At 66.1% G+C, this 26401-nt stretch carries 26 protein-coding genes; 15 read left to right on the top strand and 11 right to left on the bottom strand.

The window, feature by feature from the left end:
* Nucleotides 1-4: 4 nt before the first annotated feature.
* The 8 genes from U5809_RS16245 to U5809_RS16210 form a co-directional block, all read right to left on the bottom strand.
* Complete coding sequence (locus U5809_RS16245; protein ID WP_322087271.1) at nt 5-499, bottom strand: hypothetical protein; 495 nt, start codon at nt 497-499, stop codon at nt 5-7.
* On the bottom strand, nt 496-1638 hold the full coding sequence (locus U5809_RS16240; RefSeq protein WP_322087270.1) for an MGDG synthase family glycosyltransferase: 1143 nt from the start codon (nt 1636-1638) through the stop codon (nt 496-498). The genes U5809_RS16245 and U5809_RS16240 overlap by 4 nt, the downstream gene beginning before the upstream one ends.
* A 360-nt stretch (nt 1639-1998) precedes the next feature.
* The gene (locus tag U5809_RS16235; RefSeq protein WP_322087269.1) at nt 1999-3123 is read right to left on the bottom strand and encodes a hypothetical protein; all 1125 of its coding nucleotides are present in this window, start codon (nt 3121-3123) and stop codon (nt 1999-2001) included.
* Between the two features lie 235 nt (nt 3124-3358).
* Complete coding sequence (locus U5809_RS16230) at nt 3359-3862, bottom strand: activator protein (protein WP_322087268.1); 504 nt, start codon at nt 3860-3862, stop codon at nt 3359-3361.
* Between the two features lie 121 nt (nt 3863-3983).
* On the bottom strand, nt 3984-4808 hold the full coding sequence (locus tag U5809_RS16225) for an OmpW/AlkL family protein (RefSeq protein WP_322087267.1): 825 nt from the start codon (nt 4806-4808) through the stop codon (nt 3984-3986).
* A 73-nt stretch (nt 4809-4881) separates the two neighbouring features.
* Nucleotides 4882-6135: a DUF2957 domain-containing protein gene (locus U5809_RS16220; protein ID WP_322087266.1), complete on the bottom strand. Its 1254-nt coding sequence runs from the start codon at nt 6133-6135 to the stop codon at nt 4882-4884.
* Between the two features lie 71 nt (nt 6136-6206).
* Nucleotides 6207-7820 carry a DUF2957 domain-containing protein gene (locus U5809_RS16215; protein ID WP_322087265.1) on the bottom strand — a complete coding sequence of 538 codons (1614 nt, stop codon included), beginning with the start codon at nt 7818-7820 and terminating at the stop codon, nt 6207-6209.
* Between the two features lie 617 nt (nt 7821-8437).
* Nucleotides 8438-8734 carry a cupin domain-containing protein gene (locus tag U5809_RS16210; protein ID WP_202589387.1) on the bottom strand — a complete coding sequence of 99 codons (297 nt, stop codon included), beginning with the start codon at nt 8732-8734 and terminating at the stop codon, nt 8438-8440.
* Between the two features lie 423 nt (nt 8735-9157).
* Between U5809_RS16210 and U5809_RS16205 the strand changes: the two genes are divergently transcribed.
* From U5809_RS16205 to U5809_RS16190, 4 genes are all read left to right on the top strand, one after another.
* Nucleotides 9158-10102, top strand: coding sequence for an ABC transporter ATP-binding protein (locus tag U5809_RS16205; RefSeq protein WP_282508614.1), 945 nt, complete (start codon nt 9158-9160; stop codon nt 10100-10102).
* A gap of 3 nt (nt 10103-10105) precedes the next feature.
* Entirely contained in the window at nt 10106-10867 is a 762-nt protein-coding gene (locus U5809_RS16200) for an ABC transporter permease (RefSeq protein WP_322087264.1), read from the top strand.
* Between the two features lie 151 nt (nt 10868-11018).
* The gene (locus U5809_RS16195) at nt 11019-12443 is read left to right on the top strand and encodes an MFS transporter (RefSeq protein WP_322087263.1); all 1425 of its coding nucleotides are present in this window, start codon (nt 11019-11021) and stop codon (nt 12441-12443) included.
* Between the two features lie 195 nt (nt 12444-12638).
* Nucleotides 12639-13340 carry an MBL fold metallo-hydrolase gene (locus U5809_RS16190; RefSeq protein WP_322087262.1) on the top strand — a complete coding sequence of 234 codons (702 nt, stop codon included), beginning with the start codon at nt 12639-12641 and terminating at the stop codon, nt 13338-13340.
* 46 nt (nt 13341-13386) lie between these two features.
* On the opposite strand, the gene U5809_RS16185 is transcribed toward U5809_RS16190, so the two are convergent.
* A complete protein-coding gene (locus tag U5809_RS16185; RefSeq protein ID WP_046549636.1) occupies nt 13387-13617 on the bottom strand; it encodes a hypothetical protein in 231 nt (76 codons plus the stop codon).
* A 206-nt stretch (nt 13618-13823) separates the two neighbouring features.
* Here U5809_RS16185 and U5809_RS16180 point away from each other — a divergent pair, with 206 nt between their 5' ends.
* The 7 genes from U5809_RS16180 (at nt 13824) to U5809_RS16150 (ending at nt 18848) form a co-directional block, all read left to right on the top strand.
* The gene (locus U5809_RS16180) at nt 13824-14255 is read left to right on the top strand and encodes a YciI family protein (protein WP_322087417.1); all 432 of its coding nucleotides are present in this window, start codon (nt 13824-13826) and stop codon (nt 14253-14255) included.
* Between the two features lie 105 nt (nt 14256-14360).
* The gene (locus U5809_RS16175) at nt 14361-15167 is read left to right on the top strand and encodes a DinB family protein (protein WP_322087261.1); all 807 of its coding nucleotides are present in this window, start codon (nt 14361-14363) and stop codon (nt 15165-15167) included.
* A complete protein-coding gene (locus U5809_RS16170; RefSeq protein WP_415877950.1) occupies nt 15164-15364 on the top strand; it encodes a hypothetical protein in 201 nt (66 codons plus the stop codon). The genes U5809_RS16175 and U5809_RS16170 overlap by 4 nt, the downstream gene beginning before the upstream one ends.
* A gap of 110 nt (nt 15365-15474) precedes the next feature.
* Nucleotides 15475-16353 (top strand): alpha/beta hydrolase family protein, encoded by an 879-nt coding sequence (locus U5809_RS16165; protein ID WP_322087260.1) that lies wholly within the window; start codon nt 15475-15477, stop codon nt 16351-16353.
* A gap of 76 nt (nt 16354-16429) precedes the next feature.
* Nucleotides 16430-17323, top strand: coding sequence for a LysR family transcriptional regulator (locus U5809_RS16160; protein ID WP_322087259.1), 894 nt, complete (start codon nt 16430-16432; stop codon nt 17321-17323).
* Nucleotides 17324-17464: 141 nt separating this feature from the next.
* Nucleotides 17465-17791, top strand: a complete 327-nt coding sequence (locus U5809_RS16155) for a carboxymuconolactone decarboxylase family protein (RefSeq protein ID WP_322087258.1) — start codon at nt 17465-17467, stop codon at nt 17789-17791.
* Nucleotides 17792-17840: 49 nt separating this feature from the next.
* Entirely contained in the window at nt 17841-18848 is a 1008-nt protein-coding gene (locus U5809_RS16150) for an aldo/keto reductase (RefSeq protein WP_322087257.1), read from the top strand.
* 101 nt (nt 18849-18949) lie between these two features.
* Here the strand turns inward: U5809_RS16150 and U5809_RS16145 are convergent, their stop codons facing one another.
* Together U5809_RS16145 and U5809_RS16140 are read right to left on the bottom strand one after the other, a co-directional pair.
* Nucleotides 18950-19180: a hypothetical protein gene (locus tag U5809_RS16145; RefSeq protein ID WP_322087256.1), complete on the bottom strand. Its 231-nt coding sequence runs from the start codon at nt 19178-19180 to the stop codon at nt 18950-18952.
* 207 nt (nt 19181-19387) lie between these two features.
* On the bottom strand, nt 19388-20287 hold the full coding sequence (locus U5809_RS16140; protein ID WP_176048409.1) for a hypothetical protein: 900 nt from the start codon (nt 20285-20287) through the stop codon (nt 19388-19390).
* Nucleotides 20288-20365: 78 nt separating this feature from the next.
* On the opposite strand from U5809_RS16140, the gene U5809_RS16135 reads away from it, so the two are divergent.
* From U5809_RS16135 to U5809_RS16120, 4 genes are all read left to right on the top strand, one after another.
* Nucleotides 20366-20704, top strand: coding sequence for a helix-turn-helix domain-containing protein (locus U5809_RS16135; RefSeq protein WP_012339501.1), 339 nt, complete (start codon nt 20366-20368; stop codon nt 20702-20704).
* 1047 nt (nt 20705-21751) lie between these two features.
* Entirely contained in the window at nt 21752-23680 is a 1929-nt protein-coding gene (locus tag U5809_RS16130) for a S53 family peptidase (RefSeq protein WP_322087255.1), read from the top strand.
* Between the two features lie 297 nt (nt 23681-23977).
* Nucleotides 23978-25384 (top strand): methyl-accepting chemotaxis protein, encoded by a 1407-nt coding sequence (locus U5809_RS16125; protein ID WP_322087254.1) that lies wholly within the window; start codon nt 23978-23980, stop codon nt 25382-25384.
* 123 nt (nt 25385-25507) lie between these two features.
* On the top strand, nt 25508-26353 hold the full coding sequence (locus U5809_RS16120; protein WP_322087253.1) for a GNAT family N-acetyltransferase: 846 nt from the start codon (nt 25508-25510) through the stop codon (nt 26351-26353).
* The last annotated feature ends 48 nt before the right edge of the window (nt 26354-26401 follow it).

The following is a 26401-nucleotide window of genomic DNA, read 5'->3' as shown; positions in this document are numbered from 1 at the left end:
CGGTTCAATAGAATGCGCGCTTGCGCTCGCGGGACAGGATGAACAGCACGATCGCGGCCGCGCTCATGGTCCAGTAGTCGGTCGGCGCCACGCCCAGCCAGTGGATATGCCACGGCACGTTGGACGGAGTGAAGCGGGCCAGGCCGTAAGCCGGATTCAGGACGAACCACAGGAAATCCTCGGTCAGCCAGAACACCATGATGCACGCAACGATCCGTGCCTCGATGCGCCACGACCATCGCGCGTTGAAGATGGGCGGCAGGTGGAAGAACAGCGCGACGAACGGGAACACCCATGCGTGGTAGCCGGTCATCGGCCGCCCGCCCCAGAAGATGTCGAGCAGCCAGTGATGCTCGATGCGCCAGGTCGGCAGGTTAGCGGCCCAGCCCGCGCTGCCCTCGATCTGGATCTCGACGTTCGCGAAGAAGTACGCGAGCAGCATGACCCAGGCAACGACGAACAGCGTATGGCGCGTCGGGACGAAACGCGCAACGCTCATGCGGCGGGCTCCAGGCCCAGCACGCGGTCGAGCACGAAACGGCCGGCCAGCGGCCGCCCGAGCGGCGCGAGACGGCGGCGCATGTCGGCCAGGCGCTCCGGCGCCTGCAGCAGCGCGCGGATCCGGTAGACGAGCGCGTCGTCGTCGATGGCCTTCAGTGCGACGCCCTGTTCGAGCAGGAAATCCGCGTTGCGCTCTTCCTGGCCCGGAATAGGCGAATTGACGATCATCGGCAACTGCATCGCGAGGCATTCGGACGTCGTCAGGCCGCCCGGCTTCGTGATCACGAGATCGGCGCACGCCATCAGGCGTTCGACCTGCTGCGTGAAGCCCTGCGGAAAGAGCCGCCCCGGATGCCGCGCGGCAAGTGCCTGCAGCGACGCGAGCATCGCCTGGTTCTTGCCGGCCAGCGCGATCAGCTGGAAATCGGCGTCCATCTCGAGCAACCGCGCGGCCAGCACGTCGAGCCCGCCGAGGCCGGCGCCGCCGGACATCATCAGGAACGTCCGGCGCGCGGGATCGAGGCCGAACTCGGCCGCGCAAGCCGCGCGATCGAGCGGCTGGCCGAACGCCGGCATGATCGGAATGCCGCTGACGTACACCGTTTCCGGCGCCATGCCGCGTGCGTGCATGCGCCACGCGATCTCGTCGTTGGCCGCGAAGTAGCCGCGCATGTGCGGCACGACCCACATGCTGTGCAGGTCGAAATCGGTGACCTGCACCCACACCGGCGTATCGATGCGCGCCTTGCGAATCTCGCGCGACAGCAGCTCGGCCGGCAGGAAATGCGTGCAGATGATCGCGTCCGGGCGCTGCCGCTCGATCTCCGCGAGCAGCTGGCGGCAGTTGAGCCGCTCGATCGCGCGCCGGATCTTCTGCGACGGCGCGGCGGGATCGACTTCGTCCGTCTTCTGGTACAGGTAGCCCCACAGCGCCGGCTGGCTGCTGACGAGCTTGATGTAGAGATCGGTGTACAGCTTGCGGAAGCCGGTGGACACGAAGTCCATCACGTCCAGGTGCGTGGCTTCGATGCCGGCCGGATGGTGGTCGGCGAACGCGCGAATCGCTTCGGCCGCGCGCGTATGCCCGGCGCCGGCGCTGACGCTCAGGAGCAGGATTTTCTTGTTTTGCTTTGACATCTGACTGACCGTTTCGATGATGGTGGCCCGGATGCGGGTCGGCCACGGCGCGCTGGCGCGGCGGCGTCTTGCATCCGGCTTTCAACAAGCCTGGCGGATCTTCAGCGGTGCGGGCAGGCGGCCGGCTCGGCCCGGTCGATCGCCCGCATCGTCTGCGGAATCATACTGCGTCCGGTCGATGGGGTTCGGAACGGGCGGTGGCGCGCGGGTGACCAGGTAGGGATGGTGTGCGATCGCGCATCGATGCCGACGGTGTGACGCCCCGCTCGCGCGTGCGAACGGGGTTCGGTATTTCCTCTACACGAGCGGGGCGCTCGTGCGGGGTGATTCCTGTCGCCTCGTTTCGGCAAAGGCTTCGTGTCAGCCGGTCTTGCCCTCTCCTTCACCGAACCGGGAGATCGCGACGGCCCGCGTCCGCATCCGCTTGGCGCGGACGATCGGGTTCCAGCGCGAAGTCAGGCTCATCGCGTCGCGCAGGCGCTCGAACGCGGCATCCTCCTTCGCCCCGAAGCGGCTGACCGCCGGCCACGCGAGTACGTGATCCAGCCACGTTTGCCATGTGTCGCCGTGGAAACGGCGGCCGATTTCGCGCACAGCGTCCGGTGCCGCGATCACGATGCCTGCCAGCAGGTAGTGGGCCCAGAAGCTGCCCGCGCCGACAAGTCGGTCGAGCCTGCATACGGAAAGTGCGGCGAGCAGCCCGTCCGCGGATGCAAGATCGGCACGATGCGTGCGGATCGCCCGGGCAACGAGGTTGTGCCGACCGCCGTACGCGGCAATCGACACGCCATTCCCGGCGGCAAGCTCGGCCGAGAACATCGCGAGCGCAGCCATCTCGTCGATGCGCGCCGCGTCGTCGCGCGGGCCGCCTATGCGCAGCACGATCGCGTCGATGACGACACCGGGGCCGGTCGCTGCGTCCGTGCTCGTTGCCGCGAAAGCGCTCAGTCGTTCTCTCAGGTTCTTCGCTGGCGGCAGCTCGTCGTGGCTGGCATTGTCGTGTGCGATGTGGCCAACGGTGCCTTCGTTGCTACATTCGATACCGTCGGCAATCCGTTCGAGTGCGGCCCAGCCGACGTCGGGATCGTCGAATGCACACGCATCGATCACGCCGTGCGCGGTGTCGAATACGGCGCGCGAGCCGGGGCAGCTGCGTTCGGCTTCGGCGAGTTGCTGCGCGGAAGGGACGTGCGAGCACGCCCCGAGCGGATCGGCCGGGTCGCATGCGCAACCGCCGCCGTCCGTTGCAATCCACGGGACGAGCCGGTGCAGGATCGCAGCAGCTTCGTGAGACAGGTCGGCACCTGCGCGCATGCGTATCGCGTGCGACGCGACGACGGTCGTGTCGCCGGCGTCGCCCGCCGCCAGCGCCGCGCAAGCAGTCGTGTCGAGATGGTCGATCAGGTACTGCAGCCACGCAGCCGTGCGCAGCCGGTCAGGCGTCGCACCGCGGGCCCCGCCATACTTTGCTGGATCGGTAAGCATGGGTCTTCCGGGATAGTTCTGGCCAATTGGAATTGTGTTGTTTCAACCGAATCGGACGACGAGGTAAGTCGCACCGCTACTGCGAGACCGCACGCATCGGGTCGCGACACGTGCGGCCATCTTGATATATGGCGGCCTTCAACGAAAAACACGACCGCCCTGGCGAATGCATCCACCCGCCGCGCAACCCGCACGGCCCTCGCGCGCAGCGGGCACTCGCTTCGATCCGCGACGCTTACTGCACGTGGAACTTCGGCGACGTCAGGACCGTGCCGCTCACCGTGCAATCCGGCGTCAGGGCGGACTTGTCGAACGTCAGCGACGAGTTCGCATCGGTCCACGCCGTCACGACCTTGCTCGGCCCACAGGTGCCGAGCAGCGTGACGTTCACCTTCACGTTGTTGATCGACAGCTGCGTCGTGCTGTCGGCCTGCCCGGTCCACGGTGCGGCGCTCGTCGCGCTGCCGCTGATCAGGCCGCATGTCGCGCCACCCGAGAACGTCGTCGACGTGATGTTGACGATGCCGGTCGACGTGATCGTGCCGTTGAACGTCGCGTTGCAATTCGCGTTGATCGCCCCTTTGGCAAGGACCGTCAGCCCCGTCGCCGAGAACGGCTCGCCATTCGGATTCATCGGCTGGCCGTCGGCCCGCGAAACGGTCACGGCGAAAGCAGGCGCGGCCGAAACCGCGGTGAAAGCCACTGCAGCAACAAGCGATACGATTTTGCGAATGCTCATTTGAACTGCCCCCTCTCTTCACAAATGGCGGCACGCCGCCAGGAACGCGACCTTCCAGCCGGAACGAACCGGCCAGCCGGTCGCAGGAAACCGCCGGCACGCGTCATGCGCGCCGGTCGGCTCAGAACTTGTAGGAAATCCCGACGAACGTGATCAGCGGATCGGCCTTCAGCCGCGTGCGCGTGGTCGCGAGCGTCGACCCGTCGGCCGCCTTGATCACCAGCGACGAGTAGGTCTTCAGCGGCATGTAGGTCAGCGTCGCCGTCAGCCCCCAGTGCTTGTCGATCGCATAGCTCGCGCCGACGTTGTAGACCGGCGTGAACGACGACGACGCCTTGCCCTCCACCGACGTCGCACCCGGCTTGCCGGCGCCGGCCGCGAGCACGCTGCCGAGGTTCTCGTTGATGTCCTTCGCGAAGTTGCCGTTCAGTTCGATGTTGCTGAACCAGCTGTAGGCCACGCCGATCCCGACGAACGGGCGGAACTTCGCCGTCGGCGCATTGAAGTAGTACTGAAGGATGATCGTCGGGCTCCACTGCCGCGCGTTCTTCACGGCCGGCTGGTTCGCCGACTTGTCCATGTCGACGTTGCCGAGCGCGCCGGCCGGGCCCGGCGGCTTGATCACGCCGTGTCCGGTCAGCGTAAACTCGGGCGGCACGCCGAGCACCGACGTCACCGCGATGTGGTCGGTGAAGAAGTGCGTGAGCGTGAGGCCGACCGTATCGGCATTGTTGACCGTCAGGCTCGTGCCCGGCGACGTGAACGAACCGGGCAGGCGCAGCGGCCCGTTGATCGGCATGCTCGCGAGATTCGTCGTCAACCCGTTGGTCGAATCCTGCGGCATGATGTGCAGCCAGCCCAGCGTCGCGACGTTGTCGCCCGCCTGCTGGGCCGATGCGAGCGTCGACACGCCTGCGACGATACCCGCGACAATCAGCTTCTTCATGAAGTCTCCCCCTCATTCTGTCGGGGCGCCGCGCATTCGCGCGCGGCGCCGCCGTGTCTCCATCCACACACGGTCACTGCACGAACGCGCCGACCGTGAAGTACGGGTTGCTCGTATCGGCCATGTCGAGGAACCCGAACACACCGCCGGTGAACACGAACTTGCCGGTCGCCGGCCCCGATGCCGCGTCCGCATGCACGGTCGTCACGACGCCCGGCACCTTCTGCGTGTAGTCGAGATTCAGCGCGCGCGTGAGCGCGGCCTGCGACGCGTTGAACGGATCGAGCAGCGTGGCTTGCGCGCCGATGAGCGCGGTCGCGCGGTAGTTGAACGCACTGTCGACGCCCGTGTACTCGCCGTCCTGCGAGCCCTGCGCGATCGGCGTCTGCGGGCTCAGGAACGAGATGCCCGATTCGTCGTCCGCGCTCGGCGGGCCCTGCGTGAGGTCCGCGTTCGCGGCGCCGGTGCGGATGAAGATCGGCACGAGCTGGTTGCGCAGCTTGCCGACAATCAGGATCCCCTTGCCGGCTTTCGCCGGATCGAGCGCGGCGAGCGTCGGCGGAATCTGCGGCTGGTAGTTGAGCGACTGGAATGCCGGCGCGTCCGGGCGCAGCGTGAACGGCTGGTTCACGGTCGCGCTCGACGCGAGCGGCTGCCCGCCGTTCTTCTTGCCGAAGTTGTCGGTTTCCGTATAGCTGCCGTCCGCGTTGATCGTCACCTTCTGGTCGAGCGCCACCGGCTGGAAGTTCTGCGACGGCACCTGGTGATAGCCGAGCTGGTTGTACGTACCGGCGATCTTCGTCAGGTCGGTTTCCAGCGACGAGAAACTGATGAACGGGTAGTACGGAAACGTCGTCTTCGGGATCTTGCCGACGCCGATCACGCCGTCGAACTGGATCGTCGCGCCGGGGATCGCGCCGCCCAGCACGCCTTCGCCGAGGAACAGCCGCGCGGGCCGGCTCGGGTCGAGGCTCGCGTTCTGCATCCGGAACGTGCACTGGTTCAGCTTCACCGTCGGCAGCCCCGTTTCGTCGGCCAGCGTGCCGTCGACCACATTGGCGGGCGCCATGTCGCGCGTCGGCTGCACGGTGCCCGTGGTGGTCGGCACCGGCGACGCGAGGTAGGTCATCCGGTACGTCATCTTCGTCGTGTCGAGCTGCACTTTCACGAGCTCGCCCGATCCCGACCCGCCGATGAACACCGTGTTGTAGTCGATCGTCTGCGGGCACAGCCGGACCACCGGCGCGGGCGGCGGGTCGCCGTCTCCGCCGCATGCCGCCAGCACGGGCGCGAGCGACGCCGCGGCCATCCAATGTTTCAAATTCATAGGAATCCTCTTGAAATTCGATTCGCCGGCGGCGACGCATGCGCCGCCGGTGTTACGTGTTCAATGCAGGGTTACTGGACGAACGCGCCGACCGTGAAGAACGGGTTGACCTTGTTGTTGTTGACGACCATCGCGTAGACGTTTCCAGCCGTCACGAGCCAGCCCGTGTCGCCCTTGCTGAAGATCGCCACGTTGCCGTTCGCACCCTTCGCGTTGAAGTCCTGCGTGGCAGTCACCTTGATCTTGCCGGGCGTGGCCTGCGTATAGTCGAGCGCGAACTGCGAGGTGACCGACGACGTCTGCGGATCGATGAACGCCGCGGTATTGCCCTGGAACAGCGTGGATGTATAGTTCGCGGCCATCGTCGACACGGCGGTACCGTCGTTGCAGGTGCCCGCTTCCGGCAGGAAATTCATGCCGTTGAAGGTGCCGGGCAAGTCCGGATGCGGGATATTGACGTCGAAGCTCGGGCCGGCTGCCGCAGTGGCGCCCGTCACGCCTGCTGACGTCACGATGCCGCACGCCGACGCGCTGGTCGCACCGATGTACCCGCCCTTCATCGAATTCGCCGCGATCGCCTTGGCCGAAGAGAGCATCGAGATGCCGACTTCGGCATCGGCAACCGACGCAAGGACGTTGCTCTCGTCGACATGCGTGTAGCCGACACGAATCACGACCGGCACCAGTACGCCATTCAGCTTGCCGACGATCATGATGCCCTTCGCCTGGCTGGGAGACAGAATCACGATGGCCGACCCCTGTCCGGCAAACGGATAGGTGACCGCGCCGAGTGCACTGGCCTTCGCATTGCTCACGAAGACATTATCGGCCGATCCATCCGCGTTCTTGCGCAACGTCCATGGCGTTCCGGTGGTCTGACACGAGTAGTCGCTGCCCGACGTGATCGTGCATGATCCATCCGAGTTGAACGTCTGGTTCCAGTTGATCACGTCGGGTTGCCAGCCGACGGGCCCCAGAAAATTCTGATAGTTGGAGCCGACCGGCGACAGGTGAATGCCCACCTCGTTGTAGTTGCCCGCGACCTTCGTGAAGTCGGTTTCCGTTTCGATGAAACCAATGAAAGGATAAAAATCGAACGTGCGTGACGGCACCATGCCCAGTACCAGTCCCGGAATCGGCTCGAGGCCCTTGAACGCAATCGTCGCTCCCGGAATCCCGCCGCCCACCACGCCATTGCCGACGAACAGCATCGGCGGATCCGCACGATTGATCGTCACCGAATACGCGCCGTCGCTCGTCGCGCCGCTGTCGAGCACGAACGCGCAGCGGTTCTGCTCGGCGGTCGGGAGATTGGTCGGATGATGGAACGCACCGCTGATCGTCAGGCCCGCACGCGTGTTGTTGACTTGCCCTGCCGAGGTCGGCACCGACGATTCGATGAACTGCATCTGATAGGTGAGCTTCGTCGTGTCGAACTTCACCTTCACGTATTCGCCGCTGCCGGCGCCGCCCGTGTACGTCGTCGTGTAATCGAGCGCGTCCGGACACAGCTTCGTCTTGACGGGCGGCTCCGTGATCGGGCCGCTCGGTCCGCACGTGCTGCCCGAGCACTGCGGCACGTTGATCGGCCCCGGATCGTCGCCGCCGCCGCAACCGGCGACGAACGGCAGCACCAGCACCGCGCACGACAGAATCGCCTTCCGCCATTCAGGAATGCAAATCATCAACCCCTCCTTTTCAGGTACGACAAGTCTCGTCCGGCCGGGCTGCTTGGCCCGCCGGTTGGTATCGCGCCGCCGCACGAACGCGCGGTGCATGACGGTGCGCGCAAGACCGCCGCGATGCCGGTCAGGCAAATGCGGCACGGGCCGCGGCGGCAGACAAGCGCGCTCCCGCGGCGCCGTCATGCGGCACGGCGCCGTCGGAACGATCGGAACGGAAAGTGGTTCGCCGCTACACGGCGAGGTGACGACGCAGGCACGCGACCTGAGTCGCGCCTGCATTCAGCGAAAAATCGGGAAACGGCAGTCCGGCTGGCCCCGCGGATAGGCGTCTCATGGTGTGGTCTCCATACGTACGCTTGATTCGTTATCGTGATGCGTCGTTTGTCGAGACTATGATCGGACCATTCAAACAAGTAAATGGATGCAGAGTTCCAAACGAATGAAACCGCGCGATCCTAGCGTTTACACGGTATTTGACAGATTTTCAAACAGCCTTCATTTTATTTGCTCAGACAAATACCGGAGCCGTGGAACACGCGTTTGAACAGCCACCGCCAATCCGCGCCGAGCCAAGCCAGCCGGCCTTCGGCGTCCCGCACGCATGTTGCGGCGCAACCTTACACGTCGATGATCGCGAGCGTGCCGTGGCTGCCGGGCAGCACCGCGTGGCGGGTGCCGGCATGTGCGAGATACATCTGCCCGGCCTCGACCACGACCGTTTCCGCTTCGACTTCGAGCATCAGCGTGCCGTCGAGCACCAGCAGCCCCTCGTTGTAGTCGTGCACTTCCGCTTCGTACGGCTGCGCATCCATGCGCAGCACCTTGATCCGGGCCGGCCCGACCTCGCCGACGATCGTGGACTTCCATGCGGCGGCCTGGGCGTCCGCCACGGATTTGAAATCGATCAAAGACATGCGCCCCGCTCCGTGAACGATGAAAAGAACGCATTATCGCGAGCGCGATGCGTGCCGTCCCGGTACGGCGCACGGGCCTTCGGGCAGCACAGTCGGCGCGCCGCACGCGCGAACACGCGGTCACGGCCGGATTCACGAAAAATGCGTCGAATTGTTCGTTTAATTAAAATAAAACCCATCCTTATTGATCGATATGCGCTTGAGTCACGCAAATCCGGCACTGGCAATGCCCGGCTTTTCCATCAGAATGCATTTCGATCTTCCGATTGCTAATATGGCGGTCCCGCGATCCCGCACCACAACGCCGTTCGACATGACGCCCGTTCGCCATGCCGTGCCCGGTCCCGGCCGCTTCGCAGCGGCGGCGACACCGGGCACGCACGGCGCACTGCGTCGCGCCGGCCGGCCGTGCCATCCGTGAGCATGCAACCGATCCTTTCCGTCTCCGACCTCTCCAAGACTTACGCGTCCGGCTTCCAGGCGCTGAAGCACGTGACCCTCGACATCCGCCCCGGCGAGATCTTCGCGCTGCTCGGGCCGAACGGCGCCGGCAAGACCACGCTGATCGGCTCGATCTGCGGCATCGTCACGCCGACCGAAGGCCGCGTGACGGTCGGCGGCCACGACATCCGCGATCAATACCGCGCGGCCCGCGAAATGATCGGCCTCGTGCCGCAGGAGCTGACCACCGATGCGTTCGAAACCGTCTGGGCGACCGTGTCGTTCAGCCGCGGGCTGTTCGGCAAGGCGCCCGATCCCGCGTACATCGAGAAGACGCTGAAGGCGCTGTCGCTGTGGGACAAGCGCGACAACAAGCTGATGACGCTGTCGGGCGGCATGAAGCGCCGCGTGATGATCGCGAAGGCGCTGTCGCACGAGCCGCGCATCCTGTTCCTCGACGAACCGACGGCCGGCGTCGACGTCGAGCTGCGCCGCGACATGTGGAAGCTCGTCGATTCGCTGCGCGAAAGCGGCGTGACGATCCTGCTGACCACGCACTACATCGAGGAAGCCGAGGAGATGGCCGACCGGATCGGCATCATCCTCGGCGGCGAGCTCGTGCTCGTCGAGGAGAAGCGCGAGCTGATGCGCAAGCTCGGCAAGAAGCAGCTGACCGTGCAGCTCGAGCACCCGCTCGCGGACGTGCCGCCCGCGCTCGTGCCGTTCGGGCTCGAACGCGCGGACGACGGCGCCGCACTCGTCTACACGTACGACTCGCATCGCGACGATGCGAGCATCGCCAAGCTGATCAACGCGCTCGGCTCGGCCGGCATCGGCTTCCGCGACCTGCACACGACGCAGAGCTCGCTCGAGGACATTTTCGTCAGTCTGATCGACAACCGCCGCAACGGCGTGCAAGGAGCCTGACGCATGAACTGGCATGGAGTCCGCGCGATCTACCGCGCAGAAATGGCCCGCACGCGCCGCACGCTGATGCAGAGCATCATCGCGCCGGTGATCTCGACGTCGCTGTATTTCGTCGTGTTCGGCTCCGCGATCGGCTCGCGCATCAGCGACGTGAACGGGATCGGCTACGGGTCGTTCATCGTGCCGGGCCTCGTGATGCTGTCGCTGCTGTCGCAGAGCATCTCGAACGCATCGTTCGGCATCTACTTTCCGCGCTTCACGGGCACGATCTACGAGATACTCTCCGCACCCGTATCGTACTGGGAGATCGTGATCGCGTACGTCGGCGCGGCCGCGTCGAAGTCGATGCTGCTCGGCGTGATCATCCTCGCCACGGCCGGCCTGTTCGTGCCGCTGCACATCCTGCATCCGTTCTGGATGGTGCTGTTCCTCGTGCTGACGGCGGTCACGTTCAGCCTGTTCGGCTTCGTGATCGGCATCTGGGCCGACAGCTTCGAGAAGCTGCAGCTCGTGCCGCTGCTGATCATCACGCCGCTCACGTTCCTCGGCGGCAGCTTCTACTCGGTCGACATGCTGCCGCCCGCGTGGCGCGTCATCACGCTGTTCAACCCGATCGTCTACCTGGTCAGCGGCTTCCGCTGGTCGTTCTACGGGCTCGCCGACGTGCACGTGTGGATCAGCCTCGCCGCGACCGGGCTGTTCCTCGTGATCCTGCTCGCGATCGTCGCGTGGATGTTCCGCACCGGCTACAAGCTGAAGAACTGACGTGGCACGCGCCGCCCGCCGATGACGCATTTGGGCAAGCAGGCGGCGTTTTTCCTCTGATGCGGCAGTTTGTGGTCGCGTCTACTGAACGTGAAGCATCGGGGCCCTGGAGCATGCGCTGCGCGGCCCCTTTTTCATTTCAGAGGACGCCATGCCCGCCGCCACCGCTCCCGCCTCCGCCGCCGCCCGGCTCGAACGCCTGCCGTTCTCCGGCTATCACAAGCGCATCTTCTTCATCATCGCGATCGCGTTCTTCTTCGACTCGGTCGACCTCGGCACGATGACGTTCGTGCTCGGCTCGATCCGCAAGGAGTTCGGGCTGTCGACCGCGGCCGCCGGCCTCGTCGCGAGCGCGAGCTTCTTCGGGATGGTGATCGGCGCGGCCGTCGCCGGCCTGCTCGCCGACCGCTTCGGCCGCCGGCCCGTGTTCCAGTGGAGCATGGTGCTGTGGGGCGCCGCGTCGTACCTGTGCTCGACCGCGCAGAGCGTCGACGCGCTGATCGTCTACCGCGTGCTGCTCGGCATCGGGATGGGGATGGAATTCCCGGTCGCGCAAACTTTGCTGTCCGAGTTCGTGCCGACCGAGAAGCGCGGCCGCCTGATCGCGCTGATGGACGGCTTCTGGCCGCTCGGCTTCATCACGGCCGGCATCGTCGCGTACTTCGTGCTGCCGCAGTTCGGCTGGCGCACCGTGTTCGCCCTGCTCGCGATTCCCGCGGTGTTCGTGCTCGTCGTGCGCCGCATCGTGCCGGAATCGCCGCGCTGGCTCGAGCATGCGGGCCGGCACACGGAAGCCGACACGGTGATGCACACGATCGAGGCGAAGGTGATGCGCTCGGCCGGCGTCACGACGCTGCCGCCGCCATCGCGGCTCGCGGAACCGGTTGTCGCACGCGGCCACGGCGCGCTGCGCGAGATCTGGAGCGGCGTGTACCGTCGCCGCACGGTGATGGTGTGGCTGCTGTGGTTCTTCGCGCTGCTCGGCTTCTACGGCCTCACCTCGTGGCTCGGTGCGCTGCTGCAGCAAGCCGGCTTCGAGGTCACGAAATCGGTGTTCTACACGGTGCTGATCTCGCTCGGCGGCGTGCCGGGCTTCCTGTGCGCCGCATGGCTCGTCGAACGCTGGGGGCGCAAGCCGACCTGTATCGCGTCGCTGATCGGCGGCGGCGCGATGGCGTATGCGTACGGCCAGAGCGCGCTGTACGGCGGCAGCACGACGCTGCTGATCGTCACGGGCCTCGCGATGCAGTTCTTCCTGTTCGGGATGTGGGCCGCGCTGTACACGTACACGCCCGAGCTGTACGGCACCGGTGCGCGCGCGACGGGGTCGGGCTTCGCATCGGCGATCGGGCGCGTCGGTTCGCTGATCGGGCCTTACGTGGTTGGCGTCGTGCTGCCGGTGTTCGGCCAGGGTGGTGTGTTCACGCTCGGCGCGCTGTCGTTCATCGCGGCGGCAATCGCCGTGTGGACGCTCGGGATCGAGACGAAGGGGCTCGCGCTGGAACAGCTCGCGGCCGGCGACGGGACGGGTGGCAACGGGCGGTATCCGGCGACGGCAGCGGACAAGCTGTCCTGACCGACGGGGTTCGCTTTCAGGCCGGGAACGCGTTCGGCGCCGTTCCCGGCCGCTGCGCAAACTGACGGGCTTCGCATCCGGTGCGACGCTGCTAGACTGCATCGACGTACCGGTTCACGCACGGCCCTTGCCCGACAGGTCGCGACGCTCGCGCGACGGTGCCGTCCCGTCCCTCCCCGCGTGAGGATTGCATCGATGGACCACGCCCGTATCGAAGAAATCCGCAGCGGCCTGTTTCGCGCGACGACCTACATCGACAAGCAGAAGCTCGGGTTCAGCCAGTTCTTCGTCCGCGCGCCGGACGGCGACGTCGTCTGCATCGAAACGGGTACGCGCGCCAATTTTCCGCAACTGAGCGCGAGCCTCGCGACCGTCGGCATCATGCCGTCGAAGGTGAGCAGCGTGATCGTTCCGCATTTCGAGGTCGACGAGATGGGCGCGCTGCCCGACTTTCTCGCGGCCAATCCGGCGCTCGTCGCGTACGGCCATCCGATGTGCACGCACGGGCTGGCCGATATCTTCGGGGTGCGTGTGAAGCCGCTGAAGGACGGCGAACCGACGAAGATTTCAGGCGTCGACGTCGTGCCGGTCTTTACGAAGCATGTGCACCAATGGGATGCGCTGGTCGTGTACCTGCCGGCGTACAGGGCGCTGCTGTCGTCGGACATCCTGATGCGCTTCGGCGACGAGGAAACGGACGATCCGTTGCCGGTCATCCTCGACTCGATCCGGCGCTCGGACTACCTGCCGTCGCTCGCGCACATGGCGAGCGCGCTGCGCCGCATCGAGGCGCTCGATCTCGACATCATCCTGCCAATGCACGGCCCGGCGATCACGCACGACATCCCGCGCGTGCTCGCCGGTGCGATCGCGCACTGCGAAGCCGCCGCCGCGTAAGCCGCGGCGGCGGCCATTCAACGTTGGTGCATGCAGCCGGTGCCGGTCAGGCGCCGGCGACGACGAACTCTTCGGCCGCCTTGCGCTGAACCGCGGCCATCACGGCCAGTTCGCGCTTGCTGCGCGTGTCGCCGGACACGACACCCGTCGCGTTCTTCGCCTTCGCGCCCAGCGGGAAAAACACAAACGACGCGCCGGCCGGCGCGGCCGGTTCCGCACGCAGGCGTTTGTTCAGGATCTTCAGGTATTTCTTCTTCGAGACTTCTTTAGCAGCCATGGCATCCTCCGCGTCAACGTGGTGAGGATCAGCATACCAGTTTTGGCAGCGCGCTCCGCGGCGGCGCCCGCCGGTTCGCCCGCCGTCAAAATTTCTTCGTGCGCGATGTCGATTCGCGTGATTCCCGCGCGTCGTGTTGTCGTAACCGATCGTTTTGCCGTCGATTCGCCGGCGGTCCCCCGATTCATTATTCAGGAGATAAGACAATGCGCGTCATGGTCATCGTCAAAGCCACCGCCGATTCCGAATCCGGCCGGATGCCCGACACCCAATGCATGGCCGAAATGGGCCGCTTCAATGAAGCGCTGGCGAAAGCCGGCATCCTGCTCGCCGCGGACGGTTTGCACGCAAGCATGCGCGGCAAGCGCGTGCATTTTTCCGGCAAGGACCGCTCCGTCGTCGACGGCCCGTTCGCCGAAACGAAGGAACTCATCGCCGGCTACTGGCTGTGGCAGGTGAAATCGATGGAAGAAGCCGTCGAATGGGTGAAGCGCTGCCCGAACCCGATGCCGGGCGACTCCGACATCGAAATCCGCCCGCTACTCGAGGCCGAGGATTTCAGCCCGGCATTCATCGCCGAACTGCAGGCGCAGAAAGCGCGGCTGAGTGCGGAACTCGACGCACGGCAGAAATCCTGAGCGGCAGGCGGGCGCAACCCACGCGCCCGCCCCGACGAGCCGGTTGACGGGCGCCCTCTTGGTAACGTATCGTTTTGACACGTTACCAAGAGGGCGCCATTCGTCATGCATTCCCGTTTCGACCGTTTCCGCACAACCGCGCTCGGCGCCCAGCTCGAAGCGCTGATCGAACAACCCGAGCGCTATCTCGAGTTCGCGGCGCTGTCGCGTGTGGGCGTCGCCGCGATCGGCGCGATCCAGGACGAGATCGCCGGCAAATTCCCCGAAATCGAAACCGATACGACGGCCCGCCAGTTCTGCGGCGCGATGGTCGCGGAAGTCATGCGCCGCCACAGCCACGAGGTCGTGCAGGCACGCGGGCGGCTCGGCGGTACGCTGTTCAGCTATGGCACGGTATTCAGTGCATTTCCGCACCGGCTGCCGTTCGCCGACGTCGTCGCCACGCTGGCCCGCATGCCCGACCGGCTCGCCGCCTTTGCCGCGCACGTGCCGGCCGCATTGGCCACGCGCCGCCCGGCCGGCACCGGCTTTTCGCTCGTCGAGCATGCGTGCCACCTGCGCGACCTCGACGCCGTGTTTGCCGAACGCATCGACGTCGTGCGCACGGCCGAGCTGCCCGTGATCGAGTCGGTCGACGGCACCGTGCTCGCCGCGCAGCGTGACTACCTCGCGCAGCCGCTCAACCCCGCCGTCGACGCATTCCGCACGCACCGCGCCGCGCTATGCGCGACCGCCGCCGCGCTGGAACCGTCGCAGCTCGCGCGCTGCGGGCTGCGCGACGGCATCCGCCGCATGTCGCTCGACGAACTCGTGCGCGAACTGCTCGACCACGACCGCACGCACGTGCTCGAACTCGACGAACTGCTCGTCGAACTCGACTTGCCACCCCTTCCCTCCGTATCCGCCGAATGACCGAGCCCACGCCCGTCGAATTCATTCACGGCTTCATCGGCACGTTCGACGTGCGTGGCTGGCACGTGCCCGACTGCGCGCTCGCACGCTGCGCCGGCTTCGACGCGATCGCGGGCCGCGGGTACTTGATCCCGGCCGAGCGGCCTGATGCGTTTCGCGATGCAATCGGGCGCATCGTCTGCGCGCCGCCCGCCTGACAACTCGTAGGATTCGCCGAAATATGGTTGAAAGGCGCGGTTGCTAGAGTCGCCGGAACAGGGTTTTCCCGGCGCACGGCGCCGGACTGGGTCGACACATGCAAGGATCGATGAACCTGGCGCGTACCTTCTGGCTGCTTCTGCTGCTGGCCGTCACGAGCCCTGCCTTCGCGTTTCATGCGCGGGTCGTCGCGATCCCGAGCGCCGCGATGAGCGAGACGCTGAAGGCGACGGTCGTGCTGCCCGACGATTACGCGCGCGGCAACCGGGGCGACGAACGCTATCCGGTCGTCTACCTGCTGCACGGCTCGGGCGGCGACCATACCGACTGGACGTCGAACACGCACATCGCCGCGCTCGCCGACCGCTATCACGTGATCCTCGTGATGCCCGACGGCGGGCACGAAAGCTGGTACATCGACAGCCCGTTCGATTCGGGCAGCCGCTACGAAACCTTTATCGGCGATGAAGTCGTGTCCTACGTCGATCTGCATTTCCGCACGATCGCGGCGCAGCGCGCGCGCGCGATCACCGGGCTCAGCATGGGCGGCTTCGGCGCACTGCGCATCGCACTCGACCGGCCCGACACGTTCGGCGCGGTCGGCAGCATCAGCGGCGCGGTCGATCCGCGCTGCTGCGCGGACGAGCCGGGCATCGATCACGTGTTCGGCGATCCCGAACGCCATCCGTCTTTCTGGAACCGCAACGTGATCGTCGAAAGCGCGCGCGCGTTCGTGCGTGCCCATCTCGACCTGACGATCGATTGCGGCCGCGACGATTCATTCGTCGGCTCGAACCGCACGCTGCACGAACGACTGCTCGCGCTCGGCGTGCCGCACGACTACACGGAGCGGCCCGGCGGTCATACGTGGGATTACTGGGCGAATGCGATCCGCTACCAGATGCGGTTCTTCGCGACCTCGTTCCAGCATCGCGGCTACGCGTACCGTCCCGCACCTGCCGCGCCGGGCATGACACGCGCGGGCTGACGCGCACGCCGCGCCGCCGCGCGGCCCGGTGCACGTGGTGGTACGATGCGCGGGCATCGACCATCCGACACCTTCCATGCCGCGCGACAACTTTGCGGACCTGCTCGCCTTCATCGCCGTCGCACGCGAGCGCAGCTTCACGCGTGCGGCCGCTCAGCTCGGCGTGTCGCAATCGGCACTCAGTCACACGATCCGGTCACTCGAAACGCGCCTCGGCGTACGGTTGCTCACGCGCACGACGCGCAGCGTCGCGCCGACCGAAGCCGGCGAACGACTGCTGCGCAACCTCGCGCCGCGCTTCGACGAAATCGAGGCCGAGCTGTCGGCGCTCGCGGAACTGCGCGACAAGCCGGCCGGCACCGTGCGCATCAACGCGACCGACTATGTGATCCGCACGCTGCTGTGGCCGAAGCTCGCGCCGATGCTGCGCGATTATCACGAACTGAAGGTCGAGTTCGTGACCGACTACGGGCTGTCCGACATCGTCGCCGAACGCTTCGACATCGGCGTGCGGCTCGGCGACCAGGTCGCGAAGGACATGATCGCCGTGCGCATCTCGCCCGACCTGAAGATGGCGATCGTCGGCGCGCCCGCGTATTTCGCGGAACGTGCCCGACCCGAAACGCCGCAGGATCTCGTCGCGCACGACGGCATCAACCTGCGCCTGCCGACGCATGGCGCGCTGTACGCATGGGAACTCGCGCGCGGCGACGAGTCGCTGCAGGTGCGCGTCGACGGGCAGGTCACGTTCAACGGCACGTACGAAATGCTCGACGCGGCACTCGCGGGCTACGGGCTCGCGTATGTGCCCGCCGAACTCGCGGCGCCGCATGTTGCCGCCGGCCGCCTCGACAGCGTGCTCGACGACTGGTGCCCGACGTTCCCCGGCCATCACCTGTATTACGCGAGTCGGCGGCAGTCGTCGCGCGCACTCGCGGTGATCGTCGATGCGCTGCGCTATCGCGCATGAGCCGGGCCGCGGGCAGCCGCGACCCGCTGCGATTCATGAATCCGGTCGATAAGTGCATGCGAATTATTGGGGATTATCGATAGGCGTGCCGGTGACTACCATCGTCGGTGTTCCCCATGTCCCCCCCCCCCGGAGCCCTCGATGTCCGAACCGATCTCTCCCGCGCACAAGGCATTCGGCGCCATCGCGCCCGCCCTCGCCGATTACACCGACAACGTGCTGTTCGACGACGTCTGGCAGCGTGCCGGCCTGTCGCCGCGCGATCGCAGCCTTGTCACGGTCGCGAGCCTCGTGTCGCTGTATCGTGTCAACGAACTGCCGTTCCACCTGAAGAAAGCGCTCGACAACGGCCTCACGCGCGACGAGCTGATCGAGGCGATCACGCACCTCGCGTTCTACTCCGGCTGGCCGACCGCAAGCTCGGCGCTGCCGATCGCGCAGCGCGTGTTCGACGAAGCCGGCGTTTAAGCACGGCCCTTCATTCAACCGGCAGGCGCACGCCTGCATGGAGCCTCACATGGATTACCGCTATCTCGGGCGCAGCGCGCTCAAGGTGTCGCCGCTGTGTCTCGGCGCAATGATGTTCGGCGGCGAGACCGACGAAGCGACATCGGCGCGCATCATCGACAAGGCATTCGACCAGGGCGTCAACTTCATCGACACGGCCGATGTCTATCACGCCGGCCGCTCGGAACAGGTCGTCGGCCGCGCGATCGCGCCGCGTCGCGACAGCTGGATCGTCGCGACGAAATTCGGCTATCCGGCCGGGCCGGACGCCGGGCCGAACCGGCAGGGCCAGTCGCGCAAATGGATCTTCGAATCGGTCGACGCGAGCCTGAAGCGGCTCGGCACCGATTACATCGACATCCTCTATTTCCATCGCGCGCTGACCGACGCCCCGCTCGACGAAGGCATGCGCGCGATCGCCGACCTGATCCGGCAAGGCAAGGTGCGCTACTTCGGGCTGTCGAACTTCAAGGGCTGGCGTATCGCCGAGATCGTGCGGCTCGCCGATCAGCTCGGCATCGATCGTCCGGTCGCGAGCGAACCGCTGTACAACCTCGTCGATCGCTCGGCCGAAGTCGAACAGCTTCCGGCCGCCGCGCATTACGGGATCGGCGTCGTGCCGTACAGCCCGCTCGCGCGCGGCGTGCTGACCGGCAAGTACGCGGTGGATGCGCAGCCGCCCGCCGATTCACGCGCGGGGCGCGGCGACCGGCGCATCCAGCAGACGGAATGGCGGCCCGAATCGTTGCATATCGCGCAGCAGGTGGCCGCTCACGCGGCTTCACGCGGCACGACGTCGGTCGCGTTTGCGCTGGCGTGGGTCATGAAGAACCGCATCGTCAGCTCCACGATCGCGGGGCCGCGCACCGAAGCGCACTGGGACAGCTACATCGATGCGCTGACGCTCGAACTCGGCCCCGACGACGAACGATTCGTCGATGCACTCGTGCCGCCCGGGCACGTATCGACGCACGGCTACACCGATCCCGGCTATCCGGTCGAAGGCCGCAAGGTCTGAAGTCGGAGCGGGATGATGGACTGACATGCCGGGCAACACGCCCGGCATGAGGTGGCTCGCGCGTCGCCCGACGCGCGAAAAAAACGGCAGCGACGAATCGGTCAGTTGCCGTGCGCGGTGTCTGCGCCAACGATGCGATCGAAAAATTCCTGGGCACGCGCCAGCTCGTCGAGTGCGCGATCGAGGCGCGACATCGCGCGTGCGTATTCGGCCGACGAAGCTTCGTCATCGCTTTCGCCACGCACCGCGCGAAACGCCTGGTCGACGTTGCGCGTGGCTTCGACAAAGCGTTGCGCGGCCTGCGCTTCCCGCGAACAGATGTGGGTCGACATCGACACTCCTCCCTCAGGATTGCAGTGTGAAGCACGCCGACGCTCAGTGTGCGTGGTGCGCATGTCGGCGGCGTGAACCGCGACCCATCGCGCGTCGACGCGTCGGCCGCCGCGCAGCGCGCTTCGTGCCGATTGTCCCTCTGCGCCCGCCGATCCGCTACGGCGAGATTGCAACAAAGTCTTGCGCGACCGGCTTCTCGCTGTTCGTCACGCGCGCCCGATGCGCGGATGGGCAAGCCCTGCAAATGCAGCCACTTCTCCCGGCGACAGGTCGAACAGGTCGCCGGTGAGATCGCGCGGATGCTCGGCCGCGGGACGGTTGCGCAAGCGCGCCCCATGCGTGGGCGCAACATACGCGGCCGCCGTTTCGATCGGCGGCACGTCGAACAGATCGCGCGTGACGCCGCGCACGGCGTCCGTCGGCGAACGGCCGCGCAGGCGCGCGACGAGTTCAACGAAGCGATCGAAATCGCCTGCGCGCGTGGCCTTGTTCACTTCCGCGAGATCGCGCGCCTTCAGTACGCACGGCTGCGCGAGCCGCACGAAATACGGTGCCTCGAGCTCGACCGACAGCGCGAGCGGATAGCTCTTGCCCGTCTGCTCCTTCGCACGCCCGACACAATCGACCACGGCCGCACCCTGTGCGGCACCGAGCGGCTTGCCGGTGCTCACGCTGCGCAGATGATCGGGAAACACGCGCAACTGCGTGCCGACCGTCAGCGCGGTGGATGACGCACACACGAGTGCGTAGTGCTGTTCGCGGCGCCGGCCCGACGGCAATGTCGAGCGGCTGGCGATGAACGTATGCGGCGGCAACGGCCGCACTTGCCCGCTCGCGTCGACCCAGGCATTCCACAGCAGCGCGTCCTTGCGCTCGCCCGCGCGCGGGCGCGAGGCGACCGGCGAAAACAGCGCGAGCAGCGAGCCCGTGCGATGCGCGGCGACTTGCGCACTGCTGCCGAGCGGCTGGTTGATGCCCCACAGAAAACGCCCGCCCCCGAGCCGGCGCTCCCATTCCTTGCGGAGCACGACGGTCGGCAGTTCCTCGCCGGACTCGGTACCGATCTTGGTCCAGCAGAACGTGGGTGGGAGGTGTTTCAGTGTCATCAACTTTCTCGGGATACAGCCTCGCTGGTGACAGCAAGCCCATTCAACAGCCGTAACTGTATAGGTATAATGCATCGCATGGAAGCCCCGGACCAAGATTTTCCCGTTCAAGACCTGTTGCGCCGTCTGATGGCAGATACACGCTCGTCCAGCGAAATTGCGCGACTTTCCGGGGTCAGCCAGCCGACCGTATCGCGCCTGCGGCTATCGAATGGGCGGCGGCTGCGCCGCAGCGCGCCATTCAACAAGCTATGCAGTTTCTATGGAGTCGATACGGAGCCGTCGCGCCGTCGTTATAACGACCTGCTGCGCGACGCGATCGTCGACGCATGGGACGGGTCGGACGAGCACGGGCGCGCGCTGCTGGTCGTGATCCAGGGGCTGAAGGATCTGCAGGCGAAGGCGGATGACGGGTGATCGCCAGCCAGTGATGCATGGCACATGGCGCGCGATCGGCGCGCCGCTGCCGGAATCGCGAAAGCCGGCGAGAAGGACAAGAAGATGCCGCGCAACACGATGCGTGTTCCACGCAAATACGGGCGATATGTCCCGTTTGAATCAAGGAGAATCGGGCGTTGCGCCGGACGCGCGCTTCCCCGCTCACGCCATCAAGCAAACCTCGAGAACCGGTTTCAAACGCCACCGCGAAATTGCAGCGGCAGCAGCGTCTGTTCGCAACGCCCGAGCTTCGCCCGGACTGCGTCAAGCCTCACTCGTCAAGGATGACGAATGACTTACATAATCGCTTCGCGTTTATAAAAAACACGCTTTGAAGCGATTATCTAAACTTTTTAAATCTAATCAAAAAAAGTTTGACGCGTCGTTTTCTTTCTTGCTATCTTTCCCCGCAAGAAATACCGCCGCGAAATCGAATTCACATCGGGAAATCAACGACCCGACAATTAACTTCCGTTTTTATTACGTCTTGCAAGGACGGTAGCCAATTCGTAAGTCGCGATATCTGCTCGCGACGCAAAGCTCCCGCTTCACCGGTCATCCCGCTCCGCTTCAGGCGGACGAGGACGATATCGACATCTCACCCGGCTGACCGGGACATTCGATCTCGCCCGCAGCACCTCACACGAAACACGCGTACCCCGTCGGCGACCGACAATGCATCGCCCGTTTATACGGATTACATACATTGGATTCCTAATTAAGTGATAACGCGTTGAAGTGCATTCGCAGCAGATTGCAGGGAACGAGAAGGTCGGCACGCGCGCCGTTGCGGCGACGCGGGCCGGCACGATAGAGGACCGTGCGCGGCATCGACGTTCGCGATGAGCGAATCCGATACCTGGACCGGCCTCCAGTCTTGATGGTGGGAGGGGGAGGAAAACTTATGTCGCCTTGAATCACGCCGGTCGGTCCGGTCTTGCGTCAGGTTGCATGCGCCGCCCTGCCGCTACCCGCGATCCGGGTCGCGCGCTGCGCCGGTTCTTCGTCGAAATCTCGGAGCTCACAATGCAGAGAACTCAGCACGTCAATCGCACACTCTCGCAACGCTTTGCCCTCGCCGCACTGCCCCTCGCGGTAGCCGCCACGCTGGCACCGCTGCCCGCCCAGGCCGCAACCAGCTGGGTGCCGACCCGCACCACCGCTTTCCTGCTGTCGAACGCGCCCACCGCGGCTGCTTCGGCCGCGTCGCAGGCCCAGCCTGCATACTCGCTCAACAGCATCGGCACGCCCGCGCTCACCGACACGCACGTGACGCCGCTCGAACTGAGCCAGCCGCTGCATGTCACCGTGGTGCTGAAGAACCGCAACACCGACCAGCTCGACGCGTTCCTGCGCGACGTCAACCAGCCAGGCAGCGCGAACTATCGCAAGTACCTGACGCCCGCCCAGTTCAAGGCGCGCTTCGCGCCGACCGACGATCAGGTCGCGGCCGTCGTGGCCCACCTGAAGGCGAACGGCTTCAGCAACGTCACGGTGTCGGAGAACAACACGCTGGTCTCCGCCGACGGCAACGCGAGCAACGCGCAAAACGGCTTTCACGCGAGCATCAAGCGCTTCAACTATCGCGGCAAGCCCGTCTTCGCGAACGATTCGGCCGCGCTGATCCCGGCGTCGCTCGGCCCGGTCGTCGATGCGGTGCTCGGCCTGCAGAACGCCGCCGTGCCGCACCGCCTGCTCCACCGCTTCGCGCCGGCCGCCGTCATCGAACCGAACAAGATCGCGAAGAATGCGACTGCCGCGTCGCAGCAGGTCGGCCACCAGCCGACCGATTTCGCGAAGATCTACGATGCGAGCGGCCTGCCTGCCGCGACCAACACCACGGTGGGCATCATCACCTGGGGCGACATGACCCAGACCATCGCCGACCTGAACACCTTCACGCAGAATGCCGGTCTGGCGACCGTCAACACGGCGGTGGTCGCGGGCGGGTCGGGCACGCTGGCCGACGACGGCGATCCGGGCGAATGGGATCTCGACAGCCAGGACATCATCGGCACGTCCGGCGGCGTCAAGCAGCTGATCTTCTACTCGGCGGTGAACGGCGACAGCAGCGACAGCGGCCTCACCGACGCGACGCTGACCGCGGCGTACAACAAGGCCGTGACCGACAACAAGGCGACCGTCATCAACGTGTCGCTCGGCCTCGACGAAACCGCCGCGAACTCCGACGGCTCGCTCGCCGCCGACGACGCGGTGTTCAAGCAGGCCGTCGCGCAGGGCCAGGTCTTCTCGGTCTCGGCCGGCGACGCGGGCGTCTATCAATGGTCGACGTCGCCGCAAGGCGCGCCCGGCTATATCGGCACGTACAACGGCACGTCGGTCAGGACGACGATCAACCTGTCGAAGTACAGCGTGTCGTCGCCCGCGAGTTCGCCGTATGTCGTCGCGGTCGGTGGCACGACGCTCTCGACCACCGGCACCACGACGTGGGCCGGCGAAACCGTGTGGAACGAAGGCGTCGCGTACGCGGATCTCGACAGCAACGGCAACCCGGTCGACAACGCGGTGCGGATCTGGGCGACGGGCGGCGGGGTGAGCGCGTTCGAAACCGCGCCGAGCTGGCAGACGGCCGCGCTCGGCAGCACGGTGACGAAGCGCGTGGTGCCCGACGTAGCGTTCGACGCCGCGCAATCGACAGGCGCGTACATCGTCATCAACGGGCAGACCAACCAGCTCGTCGGCGGCACGAGCCTCGCTTCGCCGATCTTCGTCGGCGGCTGGGCGCGGGTCGAATCGGCGAACAACAACAGCCTCGGCCTGCCGACGTCGGCGTTCTACCAGAACCTCCCGACCAATACGTCGCTGCTCCACGACGTGACCTCGGGCAACAACGGTTATAGCAGCCACGGCTATACCGCGAAGGCCGGCTGGGACGACGATACGGGCTTCGGCAGCCTGGACTTCGCGAAGGTCAGCGCGAGCTCCGCGAAGTAACACCCCGGCGCGATGCGGCGCGGCGAAGCTGCCGCGTCGTGTCGCGCCCGGCACGAGGGTCGGCCAAGCGCCGGCATCCATCACCTGTTCCGACGAGCGCATCCGGCCGGATGACCGGTACCCGCTCGTCCGGCCCCCGGCCGTCGGAAGACGGCCGCGCAAAAACGGACAACGCACCGTGCCGGTCTAGACGTTTACCCGACCTCAAGTCGGCGGCTACGCAGCCGTCATGTCAGGAGCGCACGCCCAAAACTCGTCAATGACCGGCCAAGCGCATCCACCAGGAGACCCAGCAACGTGAACTTCTTCGGAATCGGCCGCGGCCACCGTTTGTCGCGCGCGCTCGTCGGCGACATCGCCGAGCAGGCCGGCAGGCTCGGCATCGAGATCTGCGATGTGTCGGGTCACGTCGAGGAAGTCGCGGCCCGCGTCGCCAGACAGGCGGAGGTCTGCCACACGCTGCGCGAATCGGCCGCCGTCACGTTGCGCGGCAACCACCGGATCGCCGAGGCCGCGCAGCAGGTGCGCGCCGTGAGCGCGAATGCATCGAACGCGGTCCACCAGTCGCAACAGACGATCGAGGCGTCGCTCGCCGACATCCACGGACTCGTCGAGGGCGTCACGTCGATCGGCAACCAGATGGGCGCGCTGCGCGACGCGCTCGATCACGTACGGGCCGTGTCCGAAGAGATCTCCGTGATCGCGCGACAGACCCACCTGCTCGCGCTGAACGCCGCGATCGAGGCCGCCCGCGCCGGCGATTCGGGCCGCAGCTTCGCCGTCGTCGCAGCCGAGGTCAAGAACCTGTCCGCCAAGACCGGACAGGCGACGGCCCAGATCGAGACGACCCTCGCGCGCCTTGCCGAGCAGACCGAACACCTGATCGCGGAAGGAACCGACAACGCCGCGCGCGCGCATCGCGTGCGCGAGGGCACGCGTACGATCGGCGAGGTCGTGCACGCGACCGGGCATGCGATCACCGAGCTCGCCGGCGAGGCCGAACAGATCGCGTCGCTGACCGACGAGATCGAGACGCAATGCCATCGCCTCGACGAACAGGTCGGCGAGATGGCATCCGGCGTCGAGGATTCGAGCGACAACTTCTCGCAGGCCAAGGACCGGCTCGGCAACCTGCTCTCCGTCTCCGAGACGCTCATCGAACTCACGGCCGCGACCGGCATCGAATCGCCCGACACACGCCTGATCGATACCGCGCGGAATACAGCCGCCGCGATCGGCAAGCGCTTCGAGGAAGCGGTCGGGCGCGGCGATATCGCACTCGACGCGCTCTTCGACGCGAACTACGTGCCGATCCCCGGCACCGACCCGCAGCAGTTCATGACGCGCTTCACCGACTTCACCGACCGCATGCTGCCGGCCATCCAGGAGCCGGTGCTCGGGATCGACGCACGCATCGTCTATTGCGCGAGCTTCGACAGGCAGTGCTACCTGCCGACCCACAACCGGAAATTCTCGCTGCCCCAGCGCGCGGACGCCGCGTGGAACGCCGCGAACTGCCGGAATCGCCGGATCTACACGGACCGCACGGCGCGCACTTCCGTGTCGCATACCAAGCCGTTCCTGCTGCAGACCTATCGGCGCGACATGGGCAACGGCAACTTCGCGCTGATGAAGGACGTTTCCGCACCCATCGTCGTCGGCGGACGGCAATGGGGGGTGCTGCGGATCGGCTACAGCGTCTGAGTCGGGGCCTGCATCGGCAGGCCGTCGTCTTCTACTGTTCGAGCCCCGTGACGGCACGAAATGACCGTGCCGATATCCGTCGCCGGCACTATGATGGGTCAATCAGCCGCATCGGAGCGAACCATGAATCGGGACGAAGACTTCGTCGTGCGCACCATGTCGGCCGACGAAGTCGCCATGTCGGTCGAATGGGCTGCCGCGGAAGGCTGGAACCCCGGCCTGCATGACCCGCACTGTTTCAGGGAAGCGGACCCGGCCGGCTTCTTCATCGGCTTCTGGCGCAACGTGCCAGTCGCATGCCTCGCCGCGATCGCCTACGACGAACGCTTCGGCTTCATCGGGCTCTACATCGTCAAACCCGGGTTTCGCGGCAAAGGATTCGGCATGCGGATCTGGCAGCACGGCATGCGCTACCTCGGCGATCGCAACATCGGTCTCGACGGCGTCGTTGCGCAGCAGGCGAACTACCGGAAATCCGGCTTCCGGCTCGCGTACCGCAACATCCGCTATCAGGGACACGTGAGCGGCATCGGATGCGCGCTGGCGACCGCGGCTGCCGATGTACCGTTCGAGCAGTTGTTTGCGTACGATCGCCAGTGTTTCCCCGCCGCGCGCGTACGTTTCGTCTCTGCATGGATTGCGCAGCCGGATGCCGTTGCGCTCGCAACAGTCGATGCCGGGCGTGTCGCTGGATACGGGGTCATACGCCGCTGCAAGGCCGGCTGCAAGATCGGCCCGCTGTTCGCCGACGACGCGGATGTCGCCACCGGGCTGTTTCGCGCGCTGGCTGCGCGCATGCCCGGCGAGGTCGTCGTGCTGGACGTACCGGAGACGAACCCTGCTGCCGTCGCGCTGGCCGAAGCGCACGGCATGACGAGCGTGTTCGAAACCGCGCGGATGTACACGCAAGACGCACCAGCGATTGCGATCGATCGCGTGTTCGGGGTAACGTCGTTCGAGTTGGGCTGACGGAGCGGACGGCCCGAGCGCATCGTCCGCCAACGGCAACGCCACGGC

Origin of the sequence: Burkholderia sp. BCC1999 (assembly GCF_905339975.1) — a bacterium.
Classification (GTDB): domain Bacteria; phylum Pseudomonadota; class Gammaproteobacteria; order Burkholderiales; family Burkholderiaceae; genus Burkholderia.
Note: the sequence above shows the minus strand (reverse complement) of the source record. Positions and strands in the feature narration are given on the sequence as shown.